At 49.7% G+C, this 25271-nt stretch carries 22 protein-coding genes and 1 riboswitch; of the genes, 5 read left to right on the forward strand and 17 right to left on the reverse strand.

The window, feature by feature from the left end:
- Positions 1–440: 440 nt before the first annotated feature.
- Genes sdhB through V8F51_RS00345 form a run of 3 tightly spaced genes read right to left on the reverse strand, consistent with a single transcriptional unit; the run spans position 441 to position 3683 of the window.
- Entirely contained in the window at positions 441–1205 is a 765-nt protein-coding gene (gene sdhB / locus V8F51_RS00335) for a succinate dehydrogenase iron-sulfur subunit (protein WP_337098044.1), read from the reverse strand.
- A 6-nt stretch (positions 1206–1211) separates the two neighbouring features.
- A complete protein-coding gene (gene sdhA, locus V8F51_RS00340) occupies positions 1212–2969 on the reverse strand; it encodes a succinate dehydrogenase flavoprotein subunit (protein ID WP_337098045.1) in 1758 nt (585 codons plus the stop codon).
- Positions 2970–3011: 42 nt separating this feature from the next.
- The gene (locus tag V8F51_RS00345; RefSeq protein ID WP_337098046.1) at positions 3012–3683 is read right to left on the reverse strand and encodes a succinate dehydrogenase cytochrome b558 subunit; all 672 of its coding nucleotides are present in this window, start codon (positions 3681–3683) and stop codon (positions 3012–3014) included.
- Positions 3684–3985: 302 nt separating this feature from the next.
- On the opposite strand from V8F51_RS00345, the gene V8F51_RS00350 reads away from it, so the two are divergent.
- On the forward strand, positions 3986–4885 hold the full coding sequence (locus V8F51_RS00350) for a LysR family transcriptional regulator (protein WP_337098047.1): 900 nt from the start codon (positions 3986–3988) through the stop codon (positions 4883–4885).
- A gap of 93 nt (positions 4886–4978) precedes the next feature.
- Here V8F51_RS00350 and V8F51_RS00355 read toward each other — a convergent pair whose 3' ends face one another.
- Both V8F51_RS00355 and V8F51_RS00360 read right to left on the reverse strand, forming a co-directional pair.
- Positions 4979–5641 carry a potassium channel family protein gene (locus tag V8F51_RS00355; protein WP_337098427.1) on the reverse strand — a complete coding sequence of 221 codons (663 nt, stop codon included), beginning with the start codon at positions 5639–5641 and terminating at the stop codon, positions 4979–4981.
- Positions 5642–5658: 17 nt separating this feature from the next.
- Positions 5659–7005 (reverse strand): TrkH family potassium uptake protein, encoded by a 1347-nt coding sequence (locus V8F51_RS00360; RefSeq protein ID WP_337098048.1) that lies wholly within the window; start codon positions 7003–7005, stop codon positions 5659–5661.
- Positions 7006–7099: 94 nt separating this feature from the next.
- A riboswitch (cyclic di-AMP (ydaO/yuaA leader) is annotated at positions 7100–7274 on the reverse strand.
- Positions 7275–7521: 247 nt separating this feature from the next.
- Between V8F51_RS00360 and V8F51_RS00365 the strand changes: the two genes are divergently transcribed.
- Positions 7522–9156, forward strand: coding sequence for a CPBP family intramembrane glutamic endopeptidase (locus V8F51_RS00365; RefSeq protein WP_337098049.1), 1635 nt, complete (start codon positions 7522–7524; stop codon positions 9154–9156).
- Here V8F51_RS00365 and uvrC read toward each other — a convergent pair.
- Positions 9122–11023 carry an excinuclease ABC subunit UvrC gene (gene uvrC / locus V8F51_RS00370; RefSeq protein ID WP_337098050.1) on the reverse strand — a complete coding sequence of 634 codons (1902 nt, stop codon included), beginning with the start codon at positions 11021–11023 and terminating at the stop codon, positions 9122–9124. The two genes, V8F51_RS00365 and uvrC, sit on opposite strands and share 35 nt — an antisense overlap.
- A gap of 204 nt (positions 11024–11227) precedes the next feature.
- On the opposite strand from uvrC, the gene V8F51_RS00375 reads away from it, so the two are divergent.
- Entirely contained in the window at positions 11228–11374 is a 147-nt protein-coding gene (locus V8F51_RS00375) for a YqzM family protein (protein WP_337098051.1), read from the forward strand.
- A 129-nt stretch (positions 11375–11503) separates the two neighbouring features.
- On the opposite strand, the gene V8F51_RS00380 is transcribed toward V8F51_RS00375, so the two are convergent.
- From V8F51_RS00380 to V8F51_RS00415, 8 genes are all read right to left on the reverse strand, one after another.
- Positions 11504–11743: a YezD family protein gene (locus V8F51_RS00380; protein WP_337098052.1), complete on the reverse strand. Its 240-nt coding sequence runs from the start codon at positions 11741–11743 to the stop codon at positions 11504–11506.
- A 49-nt stretch (positions 11744–11792) separates the two neighbouring features.
- Entirely contained in the window at positions 11793–12659 is an 867-nt protein-coding gene (gene cysW, locus V8F51_RS00385) for a sulfate ABC transporter permease subunit CysW (RefSeq protein WP_337098053.1), read from the reverse strand.
- A gap of 63 nt (positions 12660–12722) precedes the next feature.
- Positions 12723–13556: a sulfate ABC transporter permease subunit CysT gene (cysT, locus tag V8F51_RS00390; protein ID WP_337098054.1), complete on the reverse strand. Its 834-nt coding sequence runs from the start codon at positions 13554–13556 to the stop codon at positions 12723–12725.
- 34 nt (positions 13557–13590) lie between these two features.
- Complete coding sequence (locus V8F51_RS00395; RefSeq protein WP_337098055.1) at positions 13591–14715, reverse strand: sulfate ABC transporter substrate-binding protein; 1125 nt, start codon at positions 14713–14715, stop codon at positions 13591–13593.
- 660 nt (positions 14716–15375) lie between these two features.
- Positions 15376–16566 carry an IS256 family transposase gene (locus V8F51_RS00400; RefSeq protein ID WP_337098056.1) on the reverse strand — a complete coding sequence of 397 codons (1191 nt, stop codon included), beginning with the start codon at positions 16564–16566 and terminating at the stop codon, positions 15376–15378.
- A gap of 267 nt (positions 16567–16833) precedes the next feature.
- Positions 16834–17790 (reverse strand): primosomal protein DnaI, encoded by a 957-nt coding sequence (gene dnaI, locus V8F51_RS00405; protein ID WP_337098057.1) that lies wholly within the window; start codon positions 17788–17790, stop codon positions 16834–16836.
- 22 nt (positions 17791–17812) lie between these two features.
- Complete coding sequence (locus V8F51_RS00410; RefSeq protein ID WP_337098058.1) at positions 17813–19333, reverse strand: helicase DnaB; 1521 nt, start codon at positions 19331–19333, stop codon at positions 17813–17815.
- A gap of 115 nt (positions 19334–19448) precedes the next feature.
- Positions 19449–19739, reverse strand: coding sequence for a YuiB family protein (locus tag V8F51_RS00415; RefSeq protein ID WP_337098059.1), 291 nt, complete (start codon positions 19737–19739; stop codon positions 19449–19451).
- 164 nt (positions 19740–19903) lie between these two features.
- On the opposite strand from V8F51_RS00415, the gene hemQ reads away from it, so the two are divergent.
- Positions 19904–20650 (forward strand): hydrogen peroxide-dependent heme synthase, encoded by a 747-nt coding sequence (gene hemQ, locus V8F51_RS00420; RefSeq protein ID WP_337098060.1) that lies wholly within the window; start codon positions 19904–19906, stop codon positions 20648–20650.
- Between the two features lie 131 nt (positions 20651–20781).
- Here hemQ and V8F51_RS00425 read toward each other — a convergent pair whose 3' ends face one another.
- From V8F51_RS00425 to V8F51_RS00435, 3 genes are all read right to left on the reverse strand, one after another.
- Positions 20782–21963 (reverse strand): MFS transporter, encoded by a 1182-nt coding sequence (locus tag V8F51_RS00425; protein ID WP_337098061.1) that lies wholly within the window; start codon positions 21961–21963, stop codon positions 20782–20784.
- Between the two features lie 377 nt (positions 21964–22340).
- Positions 22341–22616: a hypothetical protein gene (locus V8F51_RS00430; RefSeq protein WP_337098062.1), complete on the reverse strand. Its 276-nt coding sequence runs from the start codon at positions 22614–22616 to the stop codon at positions 22341–22343.
- Positions 22616–23809 (reverse strand): NAD(P)/FAD-dependent oxidoreductase, encoded by a 1194-nt coding sequence (locus tag V8F51_RS00435; RefSeq protein ID WP_337098063.1) that lies wholly within the window; start codon positions 23807–23809, stop codon positions 22616–22618. The genes V8F51_RS00430 and V8F51_RS00435 overlap by 1 nt, the downstream gene beginning before the upstream one ends.
- 389 nt (positions 23810–24198) lie before the next feature.
- Here V8F51_RS00435 and V8F51_RS00440 point away from each other — a divergent pair, with 389 nt between their 5' ends.
- Positions 24199–25200: an NAD(P)/FAD-dependent oxidoreductase gene (locus V8F51_RS00440; protein ID WP_337098064.1), complete on the forward strand. Its 1002-nt coding sequence runs from the start codon at positions 24199–24201 to the stop codon at positions 25198–25200.
- Positions 25201–25271: the final 71 nt, after the last annotated feature.

Genomic DNA, 25271 nt, shown 5'->3' on the forward strand with positions numbered 1-25271 from the left:
GTGCGGTGTGCAGGGTGCGGGATGAGCCGGTGTGTGGGCGGAGTACAGTTAAGTTAGTTTTTAGTTCAGATGTGGTGCGTGTTTGAGTCTTATAGATTTAGGAGGTTAGCCTGCTTACCTCCGTTGCTAGGAGGCAATTGACAAAACGGGTCTTTATCCTTTATCATTGATAATAATTATCAATATCAAATGTCTGCAAGCGAAGCAACAGCTTGCGAGAGCACTGCAAATGAGAAAAACTCCTATCGGAGTACTTCAATGATGAGCGACCTACAAGTTTGCACAGCAAACTAGCTTCGGAAGCAAGGAAGTTTTTATCGCCAATCTGAATGATCTCCTTTACGCTTTATCGCTGTTAAGTACTTAAACATTCTGATGTAGTAAACAAACCCCCGGCGTCGCCGAGGGCTTGTGAATAAAGATAATGGCAAACTGGGTGATTACATACCCAGCCATTTTTTGAACAGGTGCTTCGTTGTATCCTTGTTGATCGCAGCGATCGACGTCGTGAGCGGAATGCCCTTCGGACACGAGCGTACGCAGTTCTGCGAGTTGCCGCACCCTTCGATACCGCCGTCTGTCATAAGCGCGTCGAGTCGCTCTTCCTTGTTCATCTCCCCTGTCGGGTGAGCGTTGAACAAGCGAACCTGCGAGATTGCGGCAGGACCGATGAAGCTGTTGCGATCGTTAACGTTCGGGCAAGACTCGAGGCAGACGCCGCAAGTCATACATTTGGACAGCTCGTACGCCCATTGACGCTTCGTCTCAGCCATACGCGGTCCAGGTCCAAGATCGTAAGTACCGTCGATCGGAATCCAAGCTTTCACGCGCTTCAGCGCACCAAACATACGCTCGCGGTTAATGACTAGGTCGCGAACGACTGGGAACGTGCTCATTGGTTGCAGGCGAACCGGCTGCTCGAGCTTGTCGATCAAAGCACTGCATGCTTGACGCGGCTTGCCGTTGATTACCATCGAACATGCGCCGCAAACTTCTTCGAGACAGTTGGAGTCCCAGCATACAGGTGCTGTTTTGCCGCCGTCCGCTTTGGTCGGATTACGTTGAATTTCCATCAGACCGCTAATAACGTTCATATTAGCGCGGTATGGAATTTCGAACTCTTCCGTGTAAGGCGTCGAATCGGGAGTATCCTGCCTAGTGATGATAAACTTAACCGTTTTTGTTGCAACAGTTGTTTCAGCCATCGTTAGTTATTCTCCTTTCTTCTTGTCGCTGGAGTAGTCGCGTTTACGTGGTTTGATCAGGCTTACGTCAATATCCTCATAAGAGATTTGCGGGCCTTCCTTCGTCCACTTCGCAATCGTCGACTTCATGTACGTATCGTCATCGCGTTCAGGGAAATCAGGCTTATAGTGAGCGCCTCGGCTTTCGTTGCGCATTAATGCGCCAAGCGTCATCGCTTCGGACAGCTCAAGCATGTTCCACAATTGGCGAGTGAAAGCGACGCCCGAGTTGTTCCAAGCTGCCGTATCGTTAATGTTGATGTTGCTATAACGTTGCTTAAGCTCTTTGATCTTACCGATCGTAGCTTCCAGCTTATCGTTAAAGCGAACGACCGTCATGTTGTTCGTCATCCACTCGCCAAGTTCTTTGTGAATAACGTACGCATTTTCGTTGCCGTTCATTTTTTGAATGCTGTCGTACTTATCGGTTTGGCGTTTCGCCTCGCGATCGAATACGGACGACGAGATATCTTCAGCCGATTTTTTAAGGCCTTTGATATACTCGACTGCTTTCGGACCAGCCAGCATACCGCCATAAATAGCGGAGAGCAAGGAATTGGCGCCGAGACGGTTCGCACCGTGGTATTGATATTCGCATTCGCCAGCGGCGAACAGACCAGGAATGTTCGTCATTTGGTTGTAGTCTACCCACATGCCGCCCATCGAGTAGTGAACCGCAGGGAAGATCTTCATTGGGATTTTCCGAGGATCGTCACCCATGAACTTCTCGTAGATCTCGATGATCCCGCCGAGCTTAACGTCAAGCTCTTTCGGATCTTTGTGGGACAAGTCAAGGTAAACCATGTTTTCTTGGTTGATGCCAAGCTTTTGGTCTACGCAGACGCTGAAAATCTCGCGTGTCGCGATATCGCGGGGAACGAGGTTTCCGTATGCCGGGTATTTCTCCTCAAGGAAGTACCAAGGCTTGCCGTCTTTGTAAGTCCAGATGCGTCCGCCCTCGCCGCGCGCCGATTCCGACATCAAGCGAAGCTTGTCGTCGCCCGGAATTGCCGTTGGGTGGATCTGGATGAACTCGCCGTTCGCGTAGTTAACGCCTTGTTGATACACCGCGCTTGCTGCCGTACCTGTATTAATAACCGAGTTCGTCGTTTTGCCGAAAATAATGCCAGGACCGCCAGATGCCAGAATAACCGCATCCGCACGCACCGAGCGAATTTCCATGGAGCGAAGGTCTTGAGCAGACACACCGCGGCATACGCCGTCGTCGTCAATAACAGCGCCAAGGAATTCATAGTGCTCGTATTTTGTAACGAGGCCGGCTGCTTCCCAGCGGCGAACTTGCTCATCAAGCGCATACAGCAATTGTTGGCCAGTCGTTGCGCCTGCGAATGCTGTACGGGAATGCTTCGTACCGCCGAAACGACGGAAGTCGAGCAAGCCCTCGGAAGTACGGCTGAACATAACGCCCATCCGGTCCATCAAGTGGATGATTCCAGGCGCTGCGTCGCACATCGCTTTAACTGGCGGTTGATTCGCTAGAAAGTCGCCGCCGTATACCGTATCGTCAAAGTGCTCCCACGGGGAATCGCCTTCCCCTTTCGTATTCACCGCTCCGTTAATGCCGCCTTGCGCACATACGGAATGGGAACGTTTGACCGGTACAAGAGAGAACAGATCAACGTGTACGCCTGCTTCTGCTGCTTTGATGGTTGCCATCAAGCCAGCAAGACCGCCGCCGACGATGATTATTTTATTTTTTGCCACAACGTTTCACTCCTTGTCCTTAAGACTTACCTATTAATCAGACTAACCGATATTTGTAAGCGCCAATGCGGCACTTGCAGCTTCTTGGAATTCATCGCCTCTGAACGCAACAAGCGAAAGAATGAACAGAGCAGCGACAATTACGAAAACACCCATACAAATGTAGGACGAGATGCGTTGCGCTTTCGGGCCGATCGTAATGCCCCAGCTAATCAGAAACGCCCACAGGCCGTTGCTGAAGTGGAATACCGCTGCCAGTACGCCGATCACGTAGAAGACGAAGTAAGCAGGATTGTTCGCAATCAGGTTCATGGTCGAGCCGAGCTCTTCATGCGTAATGTTGCCGAGGTACACTTGAATTCGCGTCTGGTACACATGCCAGAAGACGAAGACAAATGTAATTACCCCCGTTACGCGCTGCGCTGTGAACGCCCAGTTCCTTCCGTATTGGAAGCGCCCCGTATTCGAATTCGATTGGTAAGCCACATATAGGCCGTAGATACCGTGGAACAATAGCGGGAGGTAAATACCGAAAATCTCAAGCAGCGTTACCACAGGCATGCTATTGATAAAGTGCACGGCCTTGCCGAAGCCCTCTGGCCCGCGCTCGAACGCTTGATAGTTCGCCAAACCGTGGACGACGATAAAGCCGCCTAGCGGAATGATGCCTAGAAGCGAATGAAGCTTGCGCGAGAAATACGAGTTTCCTTTCATGTTCTTCCTTCTCCTTTCAAGACTGTAGTTGCATACTTTTCCATCTGTAAATTCTAAGCCTCTAAGTTACAGCACTTATATGTACTTAGAATTTAGTGCAAAACGTACTTATACCGCTTGTAGACGATTAAAGCCGTTTCCGCTCATACAAACCATTCACCATTGTAACCCCAGCATGTACCTCCGTCAACAAAACTCGACACAATCTAGCCACACTTTCCATCCTACTCCTTTTCAGCTTATAATGGAATTGCTTATTTTTTATAATTTCTTATAACAAAATGACATAAGGGGATTTTGTCGTGTATGATGAGCTCCATGTATTCTCTGTAATCGTCGAGCAGTCGAGTATGAACAAAGCATCTGCCCTGCTCAATCTGTCGCAGCCTGCCCTATCCCGCAAGATCGCCAAGCTGGAGCAAGACATCGGATCGCCTCTGTTCCGGCGGATTGGCAAACGACTCGAACTAACAAGAATAGGCCAGCTTACGTACGAGTATGCGATTGAGCTTAGACAGCTTCATCGAAACTATTTGCAAACGGTGTCCGAATTCACCGCGACCGGCCGTTCTTCGCTAACGATCGGCGCAAGCCTGACGACGCTGCAGACGACATTGCCGGATCTGATTCAAATGTTGACGAGCGCACACCCTGAGGTCGATATTAAAGCCGTAACCGGCAAAACGCATGAAATCGTCTCGCTTGTCCGCGAGCATAAGGCTGATATCGGCATCGTCGCCTCCAGTATTGAGGATTCGACGCTGCGCTGTCTGCCTCTCTTCGATGATCATCTGCTGCTCATTCTGCCGCGCAATCAGGTCGTAACCGACAAAGGTACGCTTGGCATTATGGATCTGGACGGCATGCCGATGATTTTATTCTCACGCGGAACATGGTACCGCGTATTGACCGACGAGCTGTTCGATAAGTATCAATTGCAGCCTGACGTTCGAATGGAGATCGATTCCTTCGAAGCTATCCTTCGCCTGCTGCATACATGCCGCGCAGCTACATTGCTTCCGCAATCGTATATGCGCCAACAATTGATCGACGACAATGAGCTTGTTGTCGTACCGATTCGCGAACTAGAGGATACGAAACGCACGACATCGCTTATTCATGCCGATCCCGCGGGGCTGAGTCCTTCGGTTCGACTGTGGATTAATGAAATTGCAGCCCGCTTCCCGAGCAAGCAAGCCTGACATAATTGACAAAAAACAGCGGCGATAAGCTTTAGCCGCTGTTTTCATCATTTCCAATATATCGCTTTCGAATCCATAAGATCGGTGCTCTATTTAACGGATAACCGTCGCCTCGAACTCCTCGATTTGATCGTTCGTCCCTATAATAACCATAATGTCTCGTTCCGTAAGAACATCTGTTGCCGAAGGAGCAATAATTATACCGTTAGGCTTGTTTATCGCAACGATGCTGCAGCCGAATCTTGCCCGGGGATTAAGGTCGCTCAGCGACTTTCCGTTCAAGCATTTCGGAACGGCAAGCTCTGCGATCGTATAATCCTTGGATAGCTCGATATAATCAAGCAGGTTAGGCGATACGAGTTGATGCGCAACCCGAATGCCCATATCCCTCTCCGGATAGACGACCCGATCAACGCCGATCTTCTCAAGCACACGGCCGTGCAGCTCGGACATCGCCTTCGCGACAACTTTCTTCACGCCAAGATCCTTCAATAAAATAGCAGTTAGAATACTCGCCTGAATGTCATCGCCAATCGCAACGACGCCGCAGTCGAAGTTGCGAACGCCGAGCGAGCGAAGCGTCTCCTCATCCGTGCAATCCGCCGATACGGCGTAAGTTAGCACGCTGCTCATATCCTGCACCGTTTCCTCATCCTTATCGATGCCGAGCACTTCATGACCGAGCTCGATGAGTTCCCTTCCAAGGCTTGAGCCGAACCGCCCCAAGCCGACAATGACAAACTGACTGCGTTTGATAGCCACCTGTAAATCCCCTATCCAATTGTTATTTTACCTTCCGGATACCGGTACAATTCTTTATCTGTTCCAGGCCCTAGCGCATAAGCGAGCGTTAATGGACCTAGCCGACCGGCAAACATCGTGAATGCAATAATCATTTTGCTAATATCGCTAAGCTCCGGGGTCAATCCAATGGATAGTCCTACGGTGCCGAACGCAGATGTTGCTTCGAACAATATTTTCATGAACGGCTGATTTTCGATCGTTGCAAGGATCATCGTCACGACCACAACGAGCGTTAACGACAAAATCGTAATCGTCAGCGCCTTGAATATGCGGTCCTTAGCAAGCCGATAGCGGAAGAAGACGATATCCTCGCGTCCGCGAATCATCGAGATTACGGCGCCGACAAGCACCGTGAACGTCGTCGTTTTAATGCCGCCCCCTGTCGAGCCCGGCGAAGCGCCGATGAACATAAGGATGATTGTAAAGAAGACGGTAGCCTGCCTTAGAGCTGTATAATCGAGCGTATTGGCGCCAGCCGTGCGCGGCGTAATGGATTGAAATAATGATGCCCATATCTTGCCTCCCCAATCGAGCGAGCCGAGCGTGAGAGGGTTCGTGAATTCGAAAACAAACAACACAATCGTTCCTAACGCGATCAGCGTTCCCGTCATGGCGAGGACGATTTTACTATGCAGCGATAGCTTGCGCTTCTTCCGATATTCCATTAGATCGGACATAACAACGAAGCCGAGTCCTCCGAATACGATTAGCATCATCGCGGCAATATTAACGATTGGATCGGACACATACAGCGTTAAGCTGCGGTAATCTCCGAAAATATCAAATCCGGCGTTGTTGAATAGCGACACGGCGTGGAATGCACCGAAAAATGCTGCCTTGCCAAGCGGCATATCGAACGAGAATCGGAACGTGAACAGCAGCATCCCGACAAGTTCAATAGACAGCGAGTAATAGATGACACGGCGGATTAGCCTAATAATGCCCTCCATGCTTGTCTGATTCATCGCCTCTTGAAGAATCAGCCTCTCGCGCAGCGATATTTTTCGCCGTAAAACAAGAGCGATTAGCGTTGCCATCGTCATGAAGCCGAGGCCGCCAAGCTGGAACAGCACCATTAGAACGATTTGGCCGGCTGTCGAGAAATAAGTGCCGGTATCAACGACGACGAGTCCGGTAACGCAAGTCGCCGAAGTGGCCGTGAACAAAGCGTCTATAAAGTTCAGCCGTTCCCCTGTCGCCGAAGCGAAGGGCAAAGAGAGCAGAAATGCCCCAATGAATATAATGAGCGCGAAGCCGCTAACGAGTATCCTTGGCGGAGACCAGTTCTTCACGTCCCAAATCCATGCAAATTTCATCTTATATTGTGCACCTCAATCTTCGAAAATCTACTGCGTTATCGTTATAAGCGCACAAAAAAAAGCACTGGAAGCTCAAGTGCTCATGAAGATGAGTCCTGTTCCAATACGCCTACGAGGTTAGCTGACGGATTCGGGCCTGGACAGGCAGCCCTATTCAATCGCCTGAAGCTGCGCTCCGGCAATGTAGAAATTCACCCCATGCCGCCGAATGCCCGGCAACAATTTGGTTCCCCCGTTTTCCTAAGGAAATTCGGCTGTGCTATTCATTTGGTATGACGATAACGATTATAAGCCCAAATACGTGTCTGCATAAAGCTCCCTTTTCTCACATTAGAGGCTATATTCGACCAAAAAGACGCAGTTATGCGCTTCACCTTGCCCTACACTTCATGAACATCGTTATTTCGCGGGATTATGAAAATAAAGACCTAGTTTCAATGGATAATTCAGGGAACGTTGTGATATGGTAGTATAGTATGCTTCATCCTACTCCTATACGCATGAGGTGAACTGATGATCGATTCAATTAAGCACAAGGAATGGAAGCGTTACATATGGGCAGCCGTTATTTGTCTTTTAATTTACATGTTCGTCGATATCGTCCCGTTAATAAAGGCGAGCTCTTCAGATGAGCTAGGCGGCAGAGCCATAAGCAAAGCACAAGCGGAGCAGGCAGCCTCGTCATTCGCCGAGAAGCTCATAGGACACGAGGTGGACTCCGCCAAAGCCGTCCATCAATCCGACAAGCTTATGAACGGCTACCTTACGCGCGATGAGCTGACAGAGGCGTATGCCGATCTATACGATAAGCAATTCCCAACCGATACGTATCAAGTCGAGGTCGACTTCGAAGGAGCAGGCGGCAAAGGATTCGTCTATGTACATATGCAGAGTGAACGTATCGTTGCCTGGAATCTGCATGGCGGCGAGCACGTTCTCGACGACAATCCGGAAATCGACAAGCTGAGCATCGCGTTGCTAGAGGAGCAAGGGTTCCGTGCAGAGGAGCTTGCAAGCGGAGCGGCCTATCCGAACGGCGAGTGGGGAGTTAGCCCAAGCGACCATTCGATCGGTCAATCGAAGCTGCAAGTGACGATTGCCGTAAGCTTGATCGAAGGCGAGCCCGTCATGACGAAATACAAGCCAGCCTTCATTGCGCCGGCAGAGTATAGGGACTATGTGAAAGGCCAAGACAAGTGGGCGCAATTCATGACCGGCTTCGGCTACTTCCTCATGAGCTTCATCCTGTTCGTACTTGCAGTCATCTACGCCGTCCTTTACCGGGGACATACGTCATTCAAGCGAGGAATCGTACTCACTATCATTTACTTCGTTACGTACGTCATCATCAATATGAACGTACTCGACGGAGTTAGAGCATCGCTTGGCGAAAATGAGCTCGGCGGTCAGACGATTCTGATTACCGCCATATTCACCGTCCTATTGTCTATTCCGATGGCCGGCTCGATCTATATCTCGCTTGTGGCGGGCGACGGCTTGTGGAAATCGCAGGGACGCGCCTTATGGCCGCGCTTCGGCCAGCCGGGGTACGGAACGTACGTGTGGCGCAGCATGGGGCTTGGCTACTGCTTCGCCGCTATTCTGTTCGCGCTGCAGGCGGCCATCTTTATCGGCTTGAAATTCACGATCGGCACCTGGTCGACCAGCGACGTTACGCAATCGCCATACAACATGAGTTATCTATGGCTCATGCCCGTGCTTGCTTGGGCGGCAGCTATATCCGAAGAAGCCGTGTTTCGGTTCTTCGGCATCGGCCTGTTCCGCAAATGGTTCAAAAATACGTTCGTAGCAGCCATTATTCCAACCGCATCATGGGCGCTCGGCCACGTCATGTACCCGCTATACCCGTCGTCGACAAGGCTCATCGAGCTAATGATTATCGGGCTGATCTTCAGCTTCATCTTCGTTAGATACGGCTTGATCACGGCGATGTTCACGCATGCGATATTCAACAGCGTCGGCGTAGCGCTTACTATCGTTACCGTCGGCTCGGCGTTCGATATCGCATCCGGCATCTTCTTCGTTGTTCTGCCGATCTTCATCGCATATGTGATTAAGTATTTGGATGACAAAAAAGAGAAGAAACCGCCGATTACGACGATTCCTCCTCATTTAGAGCAGCAATAATTTGTCCAGCCAGCTTTTCCCCGATAGATAGAGGCCTGAAGTCTTCGACGGAGGCCTCTTTTATTTTGCGGATCGAGCCAAAGTGCTTGAGCAGCAGCTTGCGCCGCTTCTCGCCAATGCCGGGAATCGAATCGAGCTTCGATTCGACCATCGACTTGGCGCGCTGCTCGCGGTGGAACGAGATCGCGTAACGATGCACCTCGTCCTGTATGCGCTGAAGCAGATAGAACTCCTGACTGTCGCGCGGCAGGGGCACAACCTCAGGCGGATCACCCGTCATGAGCTGCGCCGTCTTATGCTTCGCATCCTTCACGAGGCCGCAAACCGGAATGGATAAGCCCAGCTCATTCTCCAGCACGTCCAGAGCGGCCGATATTTGCCCTCTGCCGCCGTCGACGACGATTAGATCAGGCGGCGTCAGCTGCTCCTTAAGGACGCGCTCATAGCGTCTGCGAATGACTTCGCGCATCGTTTCGTAATCGTCGGGTCCCGTTACGGTCTTCACCTTATATTTGCGGTACTCTTTCTTGTCCGGCTTGCCGTCCGTGAAGACGACCATCGCCGATACAGGGTTCGTCCCTTGAATGTTCGAGTTATCGAACGCCTCAATGCGATGTACTTCGGCTAATCCTAACCAATCCGCAAGCGACTCGGACGCCTTCACGCTGCGTTCCTCATCACGGGCGATCAGTCTGAACTTATCCTCAAGCATTACCTTCGCATTCTCCATCGCCATAGAGACGACTTCGCTCTTGCGTCCGCGCTGCGGCATGAGCACCTTCACCTTAAGCCAGCTGTGCAGCGAAGCCATCACATCATCCGCACGCGAGCCTGCAGCCGCTTCTTCGGATTCGGATTCGGCGTCACCGTTCAACATAGCCGCAGTCGCTTGCTCCTCAGCTTGCTCCAGTTCAGGAGGCAGCGGCAAGAAAATTTGCTTGGGCAGCGCCGGATTGTCGCTATAATATTGCGTGACGTATGTCATGAAGTCATCATACTCTTCGCCGTAGTAAGGGAAGGTCGACGCATGACGCTCAATCATTTTGCCATGGCGCATATACAGAATTTGAACGCACATCCAGCCCTTCTCCACCGCATAACCGAATACGTCGCGGTCAAGCGCATCGGAGAGCGTAATTTTCTGCTTCTCCATCACAGCCTCGATCGCCACGATCTGATCGCGGAATTCCTTTGCCCGCTCGAATTCGAGCTCCTCGGCTGCCGCTTCCATCTTCCGCTGCAGCTCCGCCTTCACGACATCCTGGCCGCCGCCGAGGAAACGGGTAATTTCCTGTACCATCGTGTCGTAGGACTGCTGTTCGACCTCGTACTCGCAAGGAGCAAGACATTGACCTAGATGATAGTATAGACATACTTTGTCCGGCAGCGTCTTGCACTTCCGCAGCGGATAGATCCTCTCCAGCAGCTTAAGCGTCTGCTGGGCCGCATAGGCGTTCGGATAAGGGCCGAAGTACTTCGCTTTATCTTTCACAACACGCCGCGTCACCTCTAGGCGCGGATGCTTCTCGCTCGTTATTTTAATATAAGGAAACGTCTTGTCATCCTTTAGCAACACGTTATAACGGGGATGATATTGCTTGATGAGATTGCACTCCAGAATGAGCGCTTCCATATTGCTGCCGGTCACGATAAATTCGAAATCGCGTATTTCCGAGACGAGACGCTGCGTCTTCCCGTTATGGCTGCCGTTGAAATAGGAGCGCACGCGATTCTTCAATACTTTCGCTTTGCCTACATATATAATGACGTCGTCGCCGTTCTTCATCAGGTAACAGCCCGGACCGTCGGGAAGCAAGGCTAGCTTGTTTCGTATAAGTTCTTTTGCTGCTATTAACTGCTGATCCATGCTTGCACCTCCGATTGCCATACAATCCTGTTCACATTTTAGCATAAAAGGGCGTAATTTTGTCTCATATTTGTCACGACTGGTTGCTTTACAATTGTTCGACTGTTTCGGTATACTAATATAAGTTGAAATAGCCGATACTGTAGGAGACGACCGCTTGCGGCTGTCGCTGCAGCATCCGGTCTTTCAAGGAGGACGTCTACGATGGAAAACGTAAGAGATCCGCGCGAGCACTTCAATGAAGAGCCACGCCACGACTTGATGGACGTCGTATTCGGCTTTGGCGGCATGCTCGGTTTCATGACCGTAGTATTCGCTGTAGCTGTAATCGTTAAGTTCATCATCTCGTAAAACATTTAAAGGAGGATAGGCCGCCTGGCTTATCCTCCTTTAATATGTATCTGCCAACATACAAACAAAGAGCTTCGATACCAAGGCTAAGCTAGCCTTCGGAATCGAAGCTCTTCTTCTTGAATTGGTCTATTGAACAATTCGCAAGCCGTCACTAGCTGCTGCGTTGTTATCGCGGCCTTTGGTCGACTGCTGCTCGGATTGATTTTGCTTCGAAGAGGGCTGATCGTATCGTGTGCGTTCCAATCGATCAATCTGTACGATTCGGCCGTCATGAACCGTAATCGTAACATGCCCGTAGTGCAATCCGCCGACCTGCTCCGCAATTCGCTCCAGCCACTGTTGATCTACTTCCAACGGTTTCGCCATAATGAATCCCTCCAATGAAATTATAAATAATGTGCTGACGTCTTGTTGATTAATGAGATGAAGACGACTTCCACTCTACGATGCTCTTCACGATCAACGTGATGACCGCGAGCATGACGAGCAGGGAAGCTACGGCGAATGACGCCGAAAACTGGTATTCGTTATACAAAATTTCGATATGCAGCGGGAGCGTGTTCGTCTCTCCGCGAATGTGGCCGGATACGACGGATACGGCACCGAACTCGCCCATCGCACGAGCGTTACAAAGAATGATGCCGTAGAGCAAGCCCCACTTGATGTTCGGCAGGGTTACTCGCCAGAAGATTTGCCAGCCTTTCGCGCCTAGACTCGATGCCGCTTCCTCCTCTTGCACGCCTTGAGCTTGCATATGGGGAATAAGCTCCCGCGCTACGAATGGTACCGTTACAAAGACCGTTGCGAGCACGATGCCCGGCAGCGCGAAAATGATCTTAATGTCGTGCTCGCCCAGCCAAGGACCAAGGAAGCCCTGTGCTCCGAACAAGAGCACGTAGACCAAACCAGATATGACAGGCGATACGGCAAACGGCAGATCGATCAGTGTAATAAGTATATTTTTGCCGCGGAAACGAAACTTCGTAATAGCCCAGGCCGCCGCAATACCGAATACGGTATTAATCGGTACGGCGATCAGTGCCGTTGTTAACGTCAGCTTAAGCGCCGACATCGCGTCCGGGTCTGTAATGGAATCGATATATACGCTAAAGCCTTTCTTGAGTGCTTCTACGAATATGGACACGAGCGGCAGTACAACGATAAGACCCAAAAACAGCAGCGCGATCGTAATCAATATCCAGCGAACCGGCCCGGATTCCGTAACATGCTTCGGGCGTTTGGACGCTTCTTTGTCTAAATGAACGGTAATGGCTCCAGCCATGCTTGACTCCTCCTAATCCGTTTTGGTGGTTAGTCGTCTATTGCTGAGGAAACGATCACTCGCTTATCTCGCAACAGTCCGCCGATTCATTCGCCATTGCAGCAAGTTGATGACGAGAAGCATAAGGAACGAAACGATCAGCATCACCAGCGCAATCGCTGTCGCGCCTGCGTAATCGTATTGTTCGAGCTTCGTCATAATGAGTAGCGGCGTAATCTCCGTCTTGAGCGGCATATTGCCGGAGATGAATACGACTGAACCATATTCGCCTATCCCCCTGGCGAATGCCATCGCGAACCCTGTTAACAACGCTGGCATAAGCTCGGGCAAGATGACTTTCCAAAACGTGCGGAGTCGGTAAGCGCCTAACATAACTGCGGCTTCTTCCGTTTCTTTCTCTAGATCTTGCAGCACCGGCTGCACCGTCCGTACGACGAACGGGAGACCGATGAAGATTAACGCGATCGTAATGCCGATTGGCGAGTACGCGACCTTGATACCGAGCGGCGCCAAGTAGGAGCCGATCCAGCCATTAGGAGCATAGATCGCGGTTAAGGCGATCCCCGCTACCGCGGTCGGCAGCGCGAACGGCAAGTCGACTAAGCTGTCGATGAGCTTTTTGCCGGGAAAACGATACCGTACCAGCACCCATGCAATAAGCAAGCCGAACACCAGATTGACAAGTCCGGCGAAGAAAGCGGTCAGGAAGCTTACCCGGTAAGAGGCGAGAACCCTCGCGCTCGTTACCGTCTTCCAGAACTCGGGCAAGCTCAGCTCGAACGTCTTGAACAATACGGCGCTAAGCGGGATCAGAACGATAACGCTTAGATAGAAGATGGTAAAGCCCATCGATAAGCCAAAACCCGGCAAGACATTACGGGGCTTGGAACCTTTCATGTGAAGTCAGCTCCAGTCGTATAGGGATCAAGCATTAAGAACCCGGTGTGTAGATTTTGTCGAACACGCCGTCGTCAGCGAAATGTCTCTCTTGCGCCACTTTCCAGCCGCCGAAGTCTTTATCGATCGTAAGCAGTTCAAGGTCTTTGAACGTATCTTTGTATTTAGCAAGAATCTCTTGGTTTATTGGACGGTAGTAGTTTTTCGCTGCGATTTCTTGGCCTTCATCGGAATAGAGGTATTTCAAGTAAGCTTCGGACACTTCGCGTGTATCGCGTTTGTCTACAACTTTGTCTACTACTGCTACCGGAGGTTCAGCCAAGATGCTGAGGGACGGATATACGATTTCGAATTTGTCCGGGCCAAGCTCGTTGATCGACAGGAACGCTTCGTTCTCCCAAGCTAGCAATACGTCGCCAATTCCGCGTTCTACGAAAGTTGTTGTTGAACCGCGTGCGCCGGAATCCAGAACCGGTACGTGCTTGAACAATTCAGCTACGAACTCTTGCGCTTTCGCTTCGTCGCCGCCGTTTTGTTTCAGCGCGTAGCCCCATGCTGCAAGGTAGTTCCAACGTGCGCCGCCGGATGTTTTCGGGTTAGGCGTAATAACTTCCACTTTGTCTTTAATAAGGTCGTTCCAATCCTTGATTCCTTTCGGGTTGCCTTTGCGAACGAGGAATACGATCGTCGACGTGTAAGGCGCGCTGTTGTGCTCGAACTTCGTCTGCCAATCTTTATTGATCAGTCCTGGTTCAACAATTGCGTCGATATCGTAACCAAGCGCAAGTGTTACTACGTCTGCTTCAAGACCGTCGATAACGGCGCGGCCTTGTTTGCCGGAACCGCCATGCGATTGCTTGATTGTTACTTCTTGGCCTGTCTCTTCTTTCCAATGTTTCGCGAAAGCTTCGTTGTATTCTACATAAAGCTCGCGAGTTGGGTCATACGATACGTTAAGCAGTTCAACCGGCGGCTTAGGCTCAGCCTTCGGTTCTTCAGTAGCGGCATTCGTTGCTGCCGGTGTGTCCGTTGCTGCATTTGCTGGTTTATTTGAAGTTGTATTCGTGTTGTTGTTGCCGCCCGATTGGCCGCAAGCCGCGAGTACCAACGATAATGCGAGAATAATAAGGACCGAACGTACATGAGTAATCTTTTTCATAAATGATTGCACCCCTTTTTTTATTGTTCTTCACAGGCCATGACAACGCGTCATGAGCGATTAGGTGTCAACTCCGGTGGTCCGGTCGAAAAACAATTAATTCCTACCTGTTTAGTTGGTTATGGGAGAATTCTACCAGCGTAACCCTAATACTGTCAATAGGTTATTTCAAAAAAAATAATGCGGTACATAAGATCGGCTTATAAGAAGGAGTAGCAGTAAGGGTTACTTGCGGTCGGTTGGCATGTAGGCAGGGCATCCATAGTTGGACGCCACGGTACAACGTCTCCATTGAGGGGATAGCACAAAATAGTTGTGCTATTACGTTAACAACTTTCGGTATTCTCTCTAACGGTGGCTGGGCAGCCACTTTTGTGCTCAGATGATGTGGAATAGAGCAAAATGATGATTGCGCTATTTGATCGAATATGGTGTGTGTGAGTGAAATAGCGAAACAAACTTTCTCTATTCTCGCTGCTGGTGGCTGAGGCAGCCACTTTTGTGCTCAGATGATGGGGAATAGAGCAAAATAATTGCGCTATTTGATCGAATATGGGTAGCGTCAAGATGTTTGTGTAGTAGGATTATCCATCGGGAAGAAGGATAAGTGTTTAGTTGTTGTTTGGCTAGGGCGTAGCCCTAGCCAAACATTGCTTGAGTTTAAAGATTGCTATCCGCAGTCTTAACATAGCGCTTGTTGTACAGATCCTCGAAAGCCGCTTTCGTGTCGGGATCCACAAAGCCACGAATAGCCCTGCCGTACCATTTCTCGTTGTAATCAATTGCTTGCAGATATATAATCTTTTCCGCTGCCTCAATATTGGTCAGACTGTTCATAGGCTTCAAACGCTTGCGAAGTTCCTTGTTGGTTCTCTCGATAGGGTTGGTGGTATAAATGGCCGGTCGAGTCAATGCTGGGTACTTAAAGAAGGTCAGAAGCGTATGAAGCTGGTCCTCCCAGGACTTCACTTCTTTTGGATACTGCTTTCTCCATTTATCTTTGAATTCGTCAAACAAGGCTCTGGCAACATCGCCATCAATCGCTGTGTATACTTGCTTCAGATCGTCCAAAAAATCAGTCTTGTCGGCAACACGGATTTTTGGAAATGTGGCACGCACTTTGTGAATCACACAATGCTGTACATCGGCTTTAGGATAGATCTCATTGAATGCTTCTTCGAGTCCTGGCAGGCCGTCAAATACGCCTAATAACACGTCTGTAGCACCACGCTTTTGGAGATCCTTGAGTACTTCTCGCCAGCCGTTGGAGCTCTCGTTGCCGCCTACGTAGAAGCCAAGTATTTGACGAATGCCTTTCTCGTCAATCCCCATCACTAGATACACAGATTCGTTATGGACGGTATTTCGCTTGAGTTTGATGCAGAGTCCATCGAGGTAGATAACGGAATACCGTTTCTCTAACGGACGGTTTTGCCACTGTTCGATGTCCTCCATAACCGTCTGAGTGATGTTACTAACGGTGGTAGGAGAATAGTGGCTGCCAAACATGCTTTCAATGAATCGAGCGACATCACGTGTGCTCATACCGCCTTTATACATTTGTATAATAGTTTCTTCCAGCCAATCTTCTCGACGACGATATGGTTGAAACAGGCGAGTCTGGAAGAGACCTTTACGGTCACGAGGTACGCGTAGATCAGAGATCGATCCGTACCGTGTTTGATAAGTTCTCGTGTAATGACCGTTGCGATTGTTACGTCTTTCGGGTTGCTCAACTGACATGAAGTTTTTGATTTCTTCATTTAAGAGCAACTCCAACTTTTCTTGCACCAGCTTAGTTACAGCATTTTCAAGTAGATCATTAAACTTGTTTTCGGGTATAGTAGTCATTGAGTAGGGCTCCTTTTCGGTGATCTCAGCAATCCCGAGGATACCCTACTTTTTTGTTGTCTGTGAAGACACCAAAACTTGGTACACAAACAATTTTACGTCATCCGAATATGTTGTGTGTGAGTGAAATAGCGAAACAAACTTTCTCTATTCTCGCTGCCGGTGGTCGGAGCAGCCACTTTTGTGCTCAGATGATGTGGAATAGAGCAAAATAAAAAAAGCCTGGTCAGCAGATAGTCATATCCGCCAACCAAGGCTTTACCTGTTCTATTTGCGACCGCGCTTATTCTCGCCAGTAACCATGACTACTTCGACGTAAGGCTTAATCCGGTCCATGATCCGCTGCCCTTTATGGAGCTCCTCGCCGTCCTTGCTGGTAAAGCTGAAATGCTTCTCGAGCGCGTCGATCTCGTAGTTGGACGTGTAGAAAGTCGGCTTGCGCTCCATCCGGTAGTTGAGAATGGCTCCAAGCACATGATCCCGCACCCATGGATTCAAGTTCTCCGCACCGATATCGTCGAAGATCAGAAGATCAGTCTCCTTCATCATCTCAACGGTCTCCTTCAGCTTGCCGGGCTCATGCATAAGCGACTTCAAATCCTCGACGAAGTCGGGCATATAGACGATAACGCCTGAATGTCCTTGCTTCGCCAGCTCCTGCAGCATATAACACATCAGGAATGTTTTACCCGTTCCGAATCGGCCCGAGAGGAACAGCCCCTCCTGTTGCAGGCCATGCTCCTTAGTACGATCAATGTATCGCAGCAGTTGCCCGACTGCCTTCGCACGCTCCAGGTCGTTCGTCAGTATCTCGTCGGACGAGTAGCCGCGGCGAAGCGCCGCATCGTCCACATAGAAGCTGCGTATGCGGCTGCGAATCTTCTGCTCGCTCTCGCGGGCAACAAACTTCTTGCAGGCGACCTTGCGGTCATATAACTGTACGCTATCGTTCACCGTCTCCGAGCTAAGCAACGTATAATGGCCTTCGAAGTCATTCGGACAGCGATCCAGCCCTGGACAATTGGTGCAGTTGCGATATTCCGTTACATATTGGTATACGCGGTTCAGGTTCAGACGGATCGCCCTCTCGTCCAGCTCCGGGTATCTTACTAGAAGCTTCTCTACGAGCGGATCAGCCATTAGCTCGTCCATCTTCTCTTTCGCCTGTTCCGTTATCGATCTGCCTGTCGGCCAAGCTTTCAACAAATCGCCTAGCGATTCCATCCTCCGTCACCTCGCCTCGTTTCTATGATTTGCCGTCGATCTTACGGGCTAGCTTGCGCAGCTCCTCCAGTTCATCAGCGGACACTTTAGCTCCCGGCTGTCCATCTTGAACGATCGGAATCGACGGCTTGCGGGAAGTACCGCCCCCGCTCCTGCTTCCTCCGCGGCCGCTCCTCGCTGCGCCGCTGTAGCTGTTCGCCGCTTCCTTACGGCGTTCCTTATCCTGTTCAACCTGCGCTTGCTCACGAACGTATTGTACTGCCTTCTCGAAGCTGTCGATCTGCTGCATCAGCATATTGGATGCAACTGCATCGAGAAACGCCTTTGTCACCCGCTGCGCATCATTCGCGCCAATAACATAATGAATGAGGACATTAATAACAGGTGCTGCTAGCCGGTAGTTAAGATCGATACGCTCGAACACGCGATCGATCCATTCCGGAACTGCTCCCGGGAAAAATCGCTGTAAGAACCGCGTATGAGGTTCGTTGCGCATAAGCATATTATATTGATGAATATCACAGCGTCCGAGCAACTGGCTCGGCACCTGCAAATAAAATTCCTCATTAACCGCGATTTCCTCGTCCGGCTCTTCAGTCTCCTCATCCGACCTTGCCGCCGATTGAGAACGCGCGATAACGCGCTGACGATCGCCTTCCCGCTTTTTATCTTGCCGGTAAAGCGAGTTAGCCCGGAGTTGAAGCTCGTCAATCTGAAGCTCACCATTCGAATCGAATATGCCGTCCTCGTCAAGCAAACGGCATATATCAACGACGCTTAAGCTGTACTTGTAAGCGACGTAATTCACCTGCGCAAGCTGCTCGTTATCGCTTCGCAGACGCTCAACGAAACGGCGATTAGCGGAGTTGCGAGGGAAACGCAATATAATCTCCCCATACGCGATACCCGCCGTCTCCAACTGCGGTCTCGGCGCTGCTTGCCTTGCTGGCGCAACCTCAGTTAAAGCCTGCTCCAGCTCATCATCCACCGATTGCATATTAAGCTTGAACAGCTCATAGAACGGAACGGAAATGTTCTCTTTGGTCATTTGCGCACTCGCAAGCTCATCCGGTTCGTTAGCTCCGAACGACTCTCGCAACGAAATAACCGCATATTTGCCGATCTTGTCGCGCAGCAGCATCGTCAGATGCATGTTTCGGAAAAATTCCGCAGGCGACAACGGCTCGGACAGCTCGTATTCATAAATAACATCGGCATTATCAGGCATTCCTAACCGCGAGGTCTGAAGCAAGCCGACAGCCTCCAGCTTCGAAGCCTGCTCGATCAGGTGTTTCCTGCTTCGTTCATTCATCTCAAGCCCTAATCCAAGAAACAGCTTGCGCTGGGGCTCAAGCGCCGAGAAACCAGATAGTCCATCCGCAATTCCGTGATAAAGCTGCTGGTACAATGCCACGGCAAAAGCGCCGATCATCGGCTGATAGATCAGCGATAGCATTTTGTAATCCAAACTGCTTAGCGAAAAATCACGAAATATGTAATAACGGTGGTGTTCCGTATAATGCAATATATTATTGATGCGCATTGCACCGACTCCATCCCAAACTTACTTTCTATCATTTTAGCACAAATCCCGCTCAGAAGGACGAGTCGAAAAATAGAAAAATCCCCCGAACGAGGGATTTCTGTGAATATAGTTACTAGAACATTTTGTAGCCGCCTCTGCGCAAAGCGCGTATGGCCCAGCCGCTTATGTACGCGCCTACGAGCGCACCGATAACGGGAATATAATCGAACACGGTGTAATCCGCAAAATTTTGAATCGTCGTCTTAGCCGAAGCGTCCCATGGAGCCCATATGCCTAACGGAATAATTCCGATTATGAACAAGTATAATGGAAACCACGTTGTCTTAAGCAGCATGTTCAATATAAAGCCGATTCCGAACAACATGACCATAAAAAGCACGGTCGCAATAACTAGTTGAAGCATCTCAGACTTCCCCTTTCATACTCTCGTTTCCTAGTTTAAATAATGGCAACAGGGAAGTCAATTAGCGATGGACAAATGTCACAAGACCGCCATTTGCTCTGCTTAGAGTGATTACGATACAATGTTAGAAGTCAAGCCTACATGGAGAGGAGCTTTTATCTATAATGAGTGAAGCCGCACAAACACTAGAGGGTTGGTATGCCCTGCATGATTTCCGTTCGATCGATTGGACCGCTTGGAGGCTCGCGGGAGAGGCAGCGAGAGCGAAGGCGCTCGATGAGCTTCAGTCTTTCTTAAGCGAATGGACTGCAATAGAAGACAGCAAGCAAGGCAGCACGGCCGTATACAGCATCGTAGGCCAAAAAGCAGACTTCGTTCTGATGCACCTGCGCGAAACGCTTGAGGAGCTGAATGCGATTGAAACGGCGTTCAACAAAACATCATTCGCCAGCTTCACCAGACCGGCTCACTCCTATGTCAGCATCGTTGAGCTGAGCAATTACATGGCGCAGCCTGGCAGCGACCCGATGCAAAATCCGGACATTATCGCCAGACTGAAGCCGACGCTTCCGAAAGCGAACCATATCTGCTTCTACCCGATGAACAAACGTCGCGAAGGCAACGACAACTGGTACATGCTCAGCATGGACGAGCGCCGTACGATGATGCGCAGCCACGGCATGATCGGCCGCCAATATGCGGGCAAAGTGAAGCAAATCATAACAGGCTCAGTCGGCTTCGACGACTGGGAATGGGGCGTAACGCTGTTTGCAGACGACGCGCTGCAATTCAAGAAGCTCGTCTACGAGATGCGCTTCGATGAAGTTAGCGCACGCTTTGGCGACTTCGGCGACTTTTACGTCGGCAACCTGCTGGACAGCAGCAAGTTCGCAACATTGCTCAGCATCTAGATCCGGGTTCCTATCAAACCATAAAAAAACCGTCTCCAGGCTTCACGTCCTGTGAGACGGTTTTTTAGTAATTTTTGCTGCAACCGATGAACATCGGCGGGCTGTGAGGGCATAGATCTGATGAGTATAGTCTATGCCGTGTATTCCTCTATTCTATTCTTTACCTCCAGCCGCTTAGGCCTTGCAACTGAATATTGAATAATTAAACAGGCTAGGGCAAATATAGCCATCATTATAAAGCCGATATTATACTCGCCCGTCGTATCCTTGACCATACCGAGCACGATCGGCGGAAAAAATCCGCCGATGCCTCCCGCCGCTCCGACAAATCCCGTAACCGCGCCCGTGTTGCCGGAAGACACTTCCGGCACCATCTTAAACACAGCTCCATTCCCCAATCCAAGCAGCAACGATAACATCAGACAAATCGCGCTGAAGATGACGAACTGCCCAAGCGCAATAGACAGTATAATCGCACCGGCTATAACTCCGATAAATACAATCGTCAATACTTTCTTGCTGCCGAACCGGTCCGCCAAGTAGCCGCCGGCCGGCCGGATCAACGTCGCCGCAAGTACAAAGCCCGCCGTTCTCACCCCTGCTTCAATGGCGCTTAGCTGGAACAAGTCGATCAACAATGTTGGCAAATAGACGCTGAAGGCGACAAATCCGCCGAATGTCAAAAAGTAAAATATCGATAAATGCCAAGTCGATTTTTCTTTCATTACGGACAACGATTGCCGCAGCGTCTTCGGCTCCGTCCTGTTTGGAGAATCCTTTGTAAACCTATAAAACACAAGCGCCATAATGGCGATAGCGACCGCCAGGCAGAAAAAAACCGAGCGAATGCCATAATTCGATGCTATAGCCGGAACTAAAAAGTTCGCCGCCGCGCTTCCTAGATTGCCGAGACCGGCAATACCTAATATAAAGCCTTGCTTGTGCGGGGGATACCATTTGGACACAAAAGTTAACGAAATAGCAAATGTAGAGCCCGCCATACCGATAAACAAAGCGCAAATGAGCATCCATTCGTAAGAATCCGCAAGACCGGCCGCAACGACCGGCACAATTAAAAACAGCATCGTGAGCGTAAACACTTTCCTTCCGCCATATCGGTCGGTAACGATGCCCATTGGTATACGCATGATTGACCCGAGCAGTACCGGCGTCGAGATCAATATGCTTTTCTCTAGCGTAGTTAGGTTGAAAAGCTGTTGTAGCTGTCCGGCAATCGGCGAAATAACAGACCAAATCATAAAGGATACTGTCATAGCCAAGGTGGATAATACGAGCGCTTTCGATTGATTCATAGCCCTAGTCCTTCTCTCTTCTAATGTTTCACATAAGATGAATCAATAACTTCCTCCATACGTTATATTTCCTAACTTAAAAGATTATAATAATAAACTAACTCATTTTGACGAATATAACAATACGTTTATGTGAGGTTATTTAACATTTGTAACAAAACGGTGAATGGGAATGGGTATTCGCGGAAGGTTTGTTCGATAATTCGCCTAATTGCAGCCAATACTGGATCTCAGGAACAGTGCCTGAGAATTAGAGCGGATGTAGACATAACAAAAAAGGCGCTCCTCCTAGAGAAGTGCCTTATCAGATTATTTAAATGCGTTAGATTTTATAACATTAAAAAGGCTTCCGCACTAGTGCGGAAGCCTTTATCTTATTAGTCCTCGTCTTCCTCGTTATCCTCTTCGTCCGCTTCAAGACCGAGACGCTTTGCTTCCAAGTACTCTTGGGTTGCTCTGTCCCGTTCGCGGCCTTTGTCCTTCAGACGCTCGATAGCCGGTTGAATAAGAAGGTCAACTTCCTTCTGCACCGTATAAGCGAGGTCGTAACGCGTTTGTGATTCTAGAAATGAGCCGACCTCCATCAGCGCGTTGTAACGATCGAGCTCGTCTCTCGTTAACAAACCGCGTACTTGTACGCTGCAGTGGCGCATTATAGGAACTTCCCTTTACGAAGAACGAGCGGAATACCGCCGATAATGAACAAGTAGCGCAGGTCGATCATCTTCTTCAGCCACGCAGCCATGCGGCCTTTGTATTTCTTCCCGAAAGCAATGCCGATTGCTTCGCCTTTGCCGAGCGACGCTACTGTTCCTTTGTTGCTGAACGTGAACGTCTTAAGCGGCTGGTTGCGAATCGAAGCAACAAGGTTATGCGCGCATACGACACCTTGCTGCATGGCGATCTGTGCAGTCGGCGGGTATGGACGGCCCTCTTCATTGAACATCAGCGAGTTGTCGCCGACGATATAGATGTTCTCATTGCCCGGCGAACGAAGGAATTCATCCACCTTCACGCGGCCGCGCATTGTTTCGAAGCCAGCTTCCTCAATAAGCCGATTGCCGCGAATACCGCCGGTCCAGATGACGGTTGCCGACTTGATCTCTTCGCCTTCGCCAACAATAACGCCTTCTGGGGAACATTCCTTGATAGCCGTGCCGATACGGAACGTAACGCCTTTCTTCGTTAGAACGTCCATGCCGTATTCCACCAGCTCAGGGTCGAAGCCTGGAAGCGCAGTTGGCGCAGCTTCAATGTTATAAACCTTAACTAACGACGGATCAACGTCGAATTGCTTGCACAGCTCAGGAATACGGTCGGACAGTTCGCCAACGAATTCGATGCCTGTGAAGCCTGCTCCTCCGACAACGAACGTCAAATAATCGGTGCGGTGAGGCTCGCGCTTGTAACGCGCAAATTGATATTCAATATGTTCACGGATCAGACGAACCGAGTTAATGCTGCGAATGTTCATCGCGTGCTCGCCAAGACCGGGGATACCGAATGTTTCCGGCTCTCCGCCGAGACCGATGACCAAGTAATCGTAAGACAAAGTTCCGTCTTCAAGGATGACTTTCTTGTCTTGAGGACGGATCTGTACAACCGTCGATTTGACAAAGTCGATCTTGAATTCGTCGATCAGCTTCGAGATGCTGACGCGCGCATTTTCCGGATTGTCCGTACCTGCGGCAGGCATATGGAGATGCGTAGTAATGTAGTGATAGTCATGTTTGTTAACCAAGGTAACATCCGCTTCGTTGTAGTTCAGCTCTTTCTGCAAACGAAGTGCAGTCAAGACGCCACCGTAGCCCGCTCCCAGTATGACGATTTTAGGTATGTTGCTCATCGTATGATCCCATCCAATCCTAGTCTTTTTTCTCTGTGAAAAATTACACAAACCCATCCGAATATTTAAAATGATACTAACAGTTTGCGCTTAATGACGAACATTTATCAACATTCCAATGGCTTACGGCAATGCCTGAACGATTGACCAAATAGCTTATGCAATAGTTAAAAAACGCCGCTGTTCTGCTTCTCTATTCTGTCTCTACACAACACTCCGTACTTAACATACATCAGAAATATTACATAGTTTTCATGAAAAGTTCAAGGGCAAAATATACGAAATTGTTTAGAGTTCTATACAAATTAAATATTTCCTTCTTTCCCCTTGAAAGTTTATAATGAAAATCGTACGGATTAAGAACAGTCAGCAAAATGGAGGTGCTCAAATTGTCTATTTCTCAATCATCTGTTAATCCCATCGATATCGTCATCATCGGCGGAGGTCCCGCTGGACTATTCGCAGCTTTCTACGGAGGGATGCGCCAAGCATCCGTTAAACTTATCGAAAGCATGCCGCAGCTTGGCGGCCAGCTTGCTGCACTTTACCCGGAGAAGTATATATATGACGTTGCCGGATTTCCTAAAGTTACAGCTCAGGAGCTGGTTGATCGTCTAAAGGAACAGCTGCAGCTTTTCAACCCGGAAATTTGCTTGGAGGAAAAGGTGCAAAACGTAATCAAGCATGATGAGCGCCTCTTCGAGATCGTGACGGACAAAGGCACTCATTTTGCGAAAGCAGTCATAATAACGGCTGGCGTAGGCGCCTTCGAGCCTCGCCGTCTTGAGTTGCCGGAAGCAGCCCAGTATGAGAAAACGAACCTGCATTATTTTGTTGGCGATCTCCAAAGGTTCAAAGGTCAACGGGTGCTTATAAGCGGCGGCGGCGATTCGGCTGTGGATTGGTCGCTTATGCTTGAACCGATAGCGGAGAGCGTAACGCTCATACACCGCAGAGATAAGTTCCGCGCGCACGAGCATAGCGTCGAGAACTTAATGAATTCAACGGTTAAGATCGTTACCCCTACTGAAATTACGAAACTTCACGGCGAGAGCCGCATTGATAAAGTCACGCTTACGAATGTGAAGACACAAGAGACTACTGAGCTTGATGTCGATGCCGTCATTGTCAACTTCGGCTTCGTATCTTCACTTGGACCTATCGCTGATTGGGGAATTCATATTCAGGGCGGATCAATTCCCGTCGATACCCGCATGGAGACGAACATTCCGGGCATCTTCGCGGCTGGAGATATTACCACCTATCCCGGTAAGCTGAAGCTGATTGCCGTCGGTTTCGGCGAAGCGCCTACTGCGATCAACAATGCCAAAGTGTACGTGGACCCTAGCGCCAAGCTCTCCCCGGGCCATAGCAGCAATATGAAGCTCTAAACCTTTATTATAAATTGTACAAAAGGGTATCCTAACCTTGGCTAAGTCAATCATTCGCTTACGCATCAGCA

The sequence above is a fragment of the Paenibacillus sp. YIM B09110 genome, from assembly GCF_037167145.1.
Taxonomy (GTDB): Bacteria; Bacillota; Bacilli; order Paenibacillales; family Paenibacillaceae; genus Pristimantibacillus.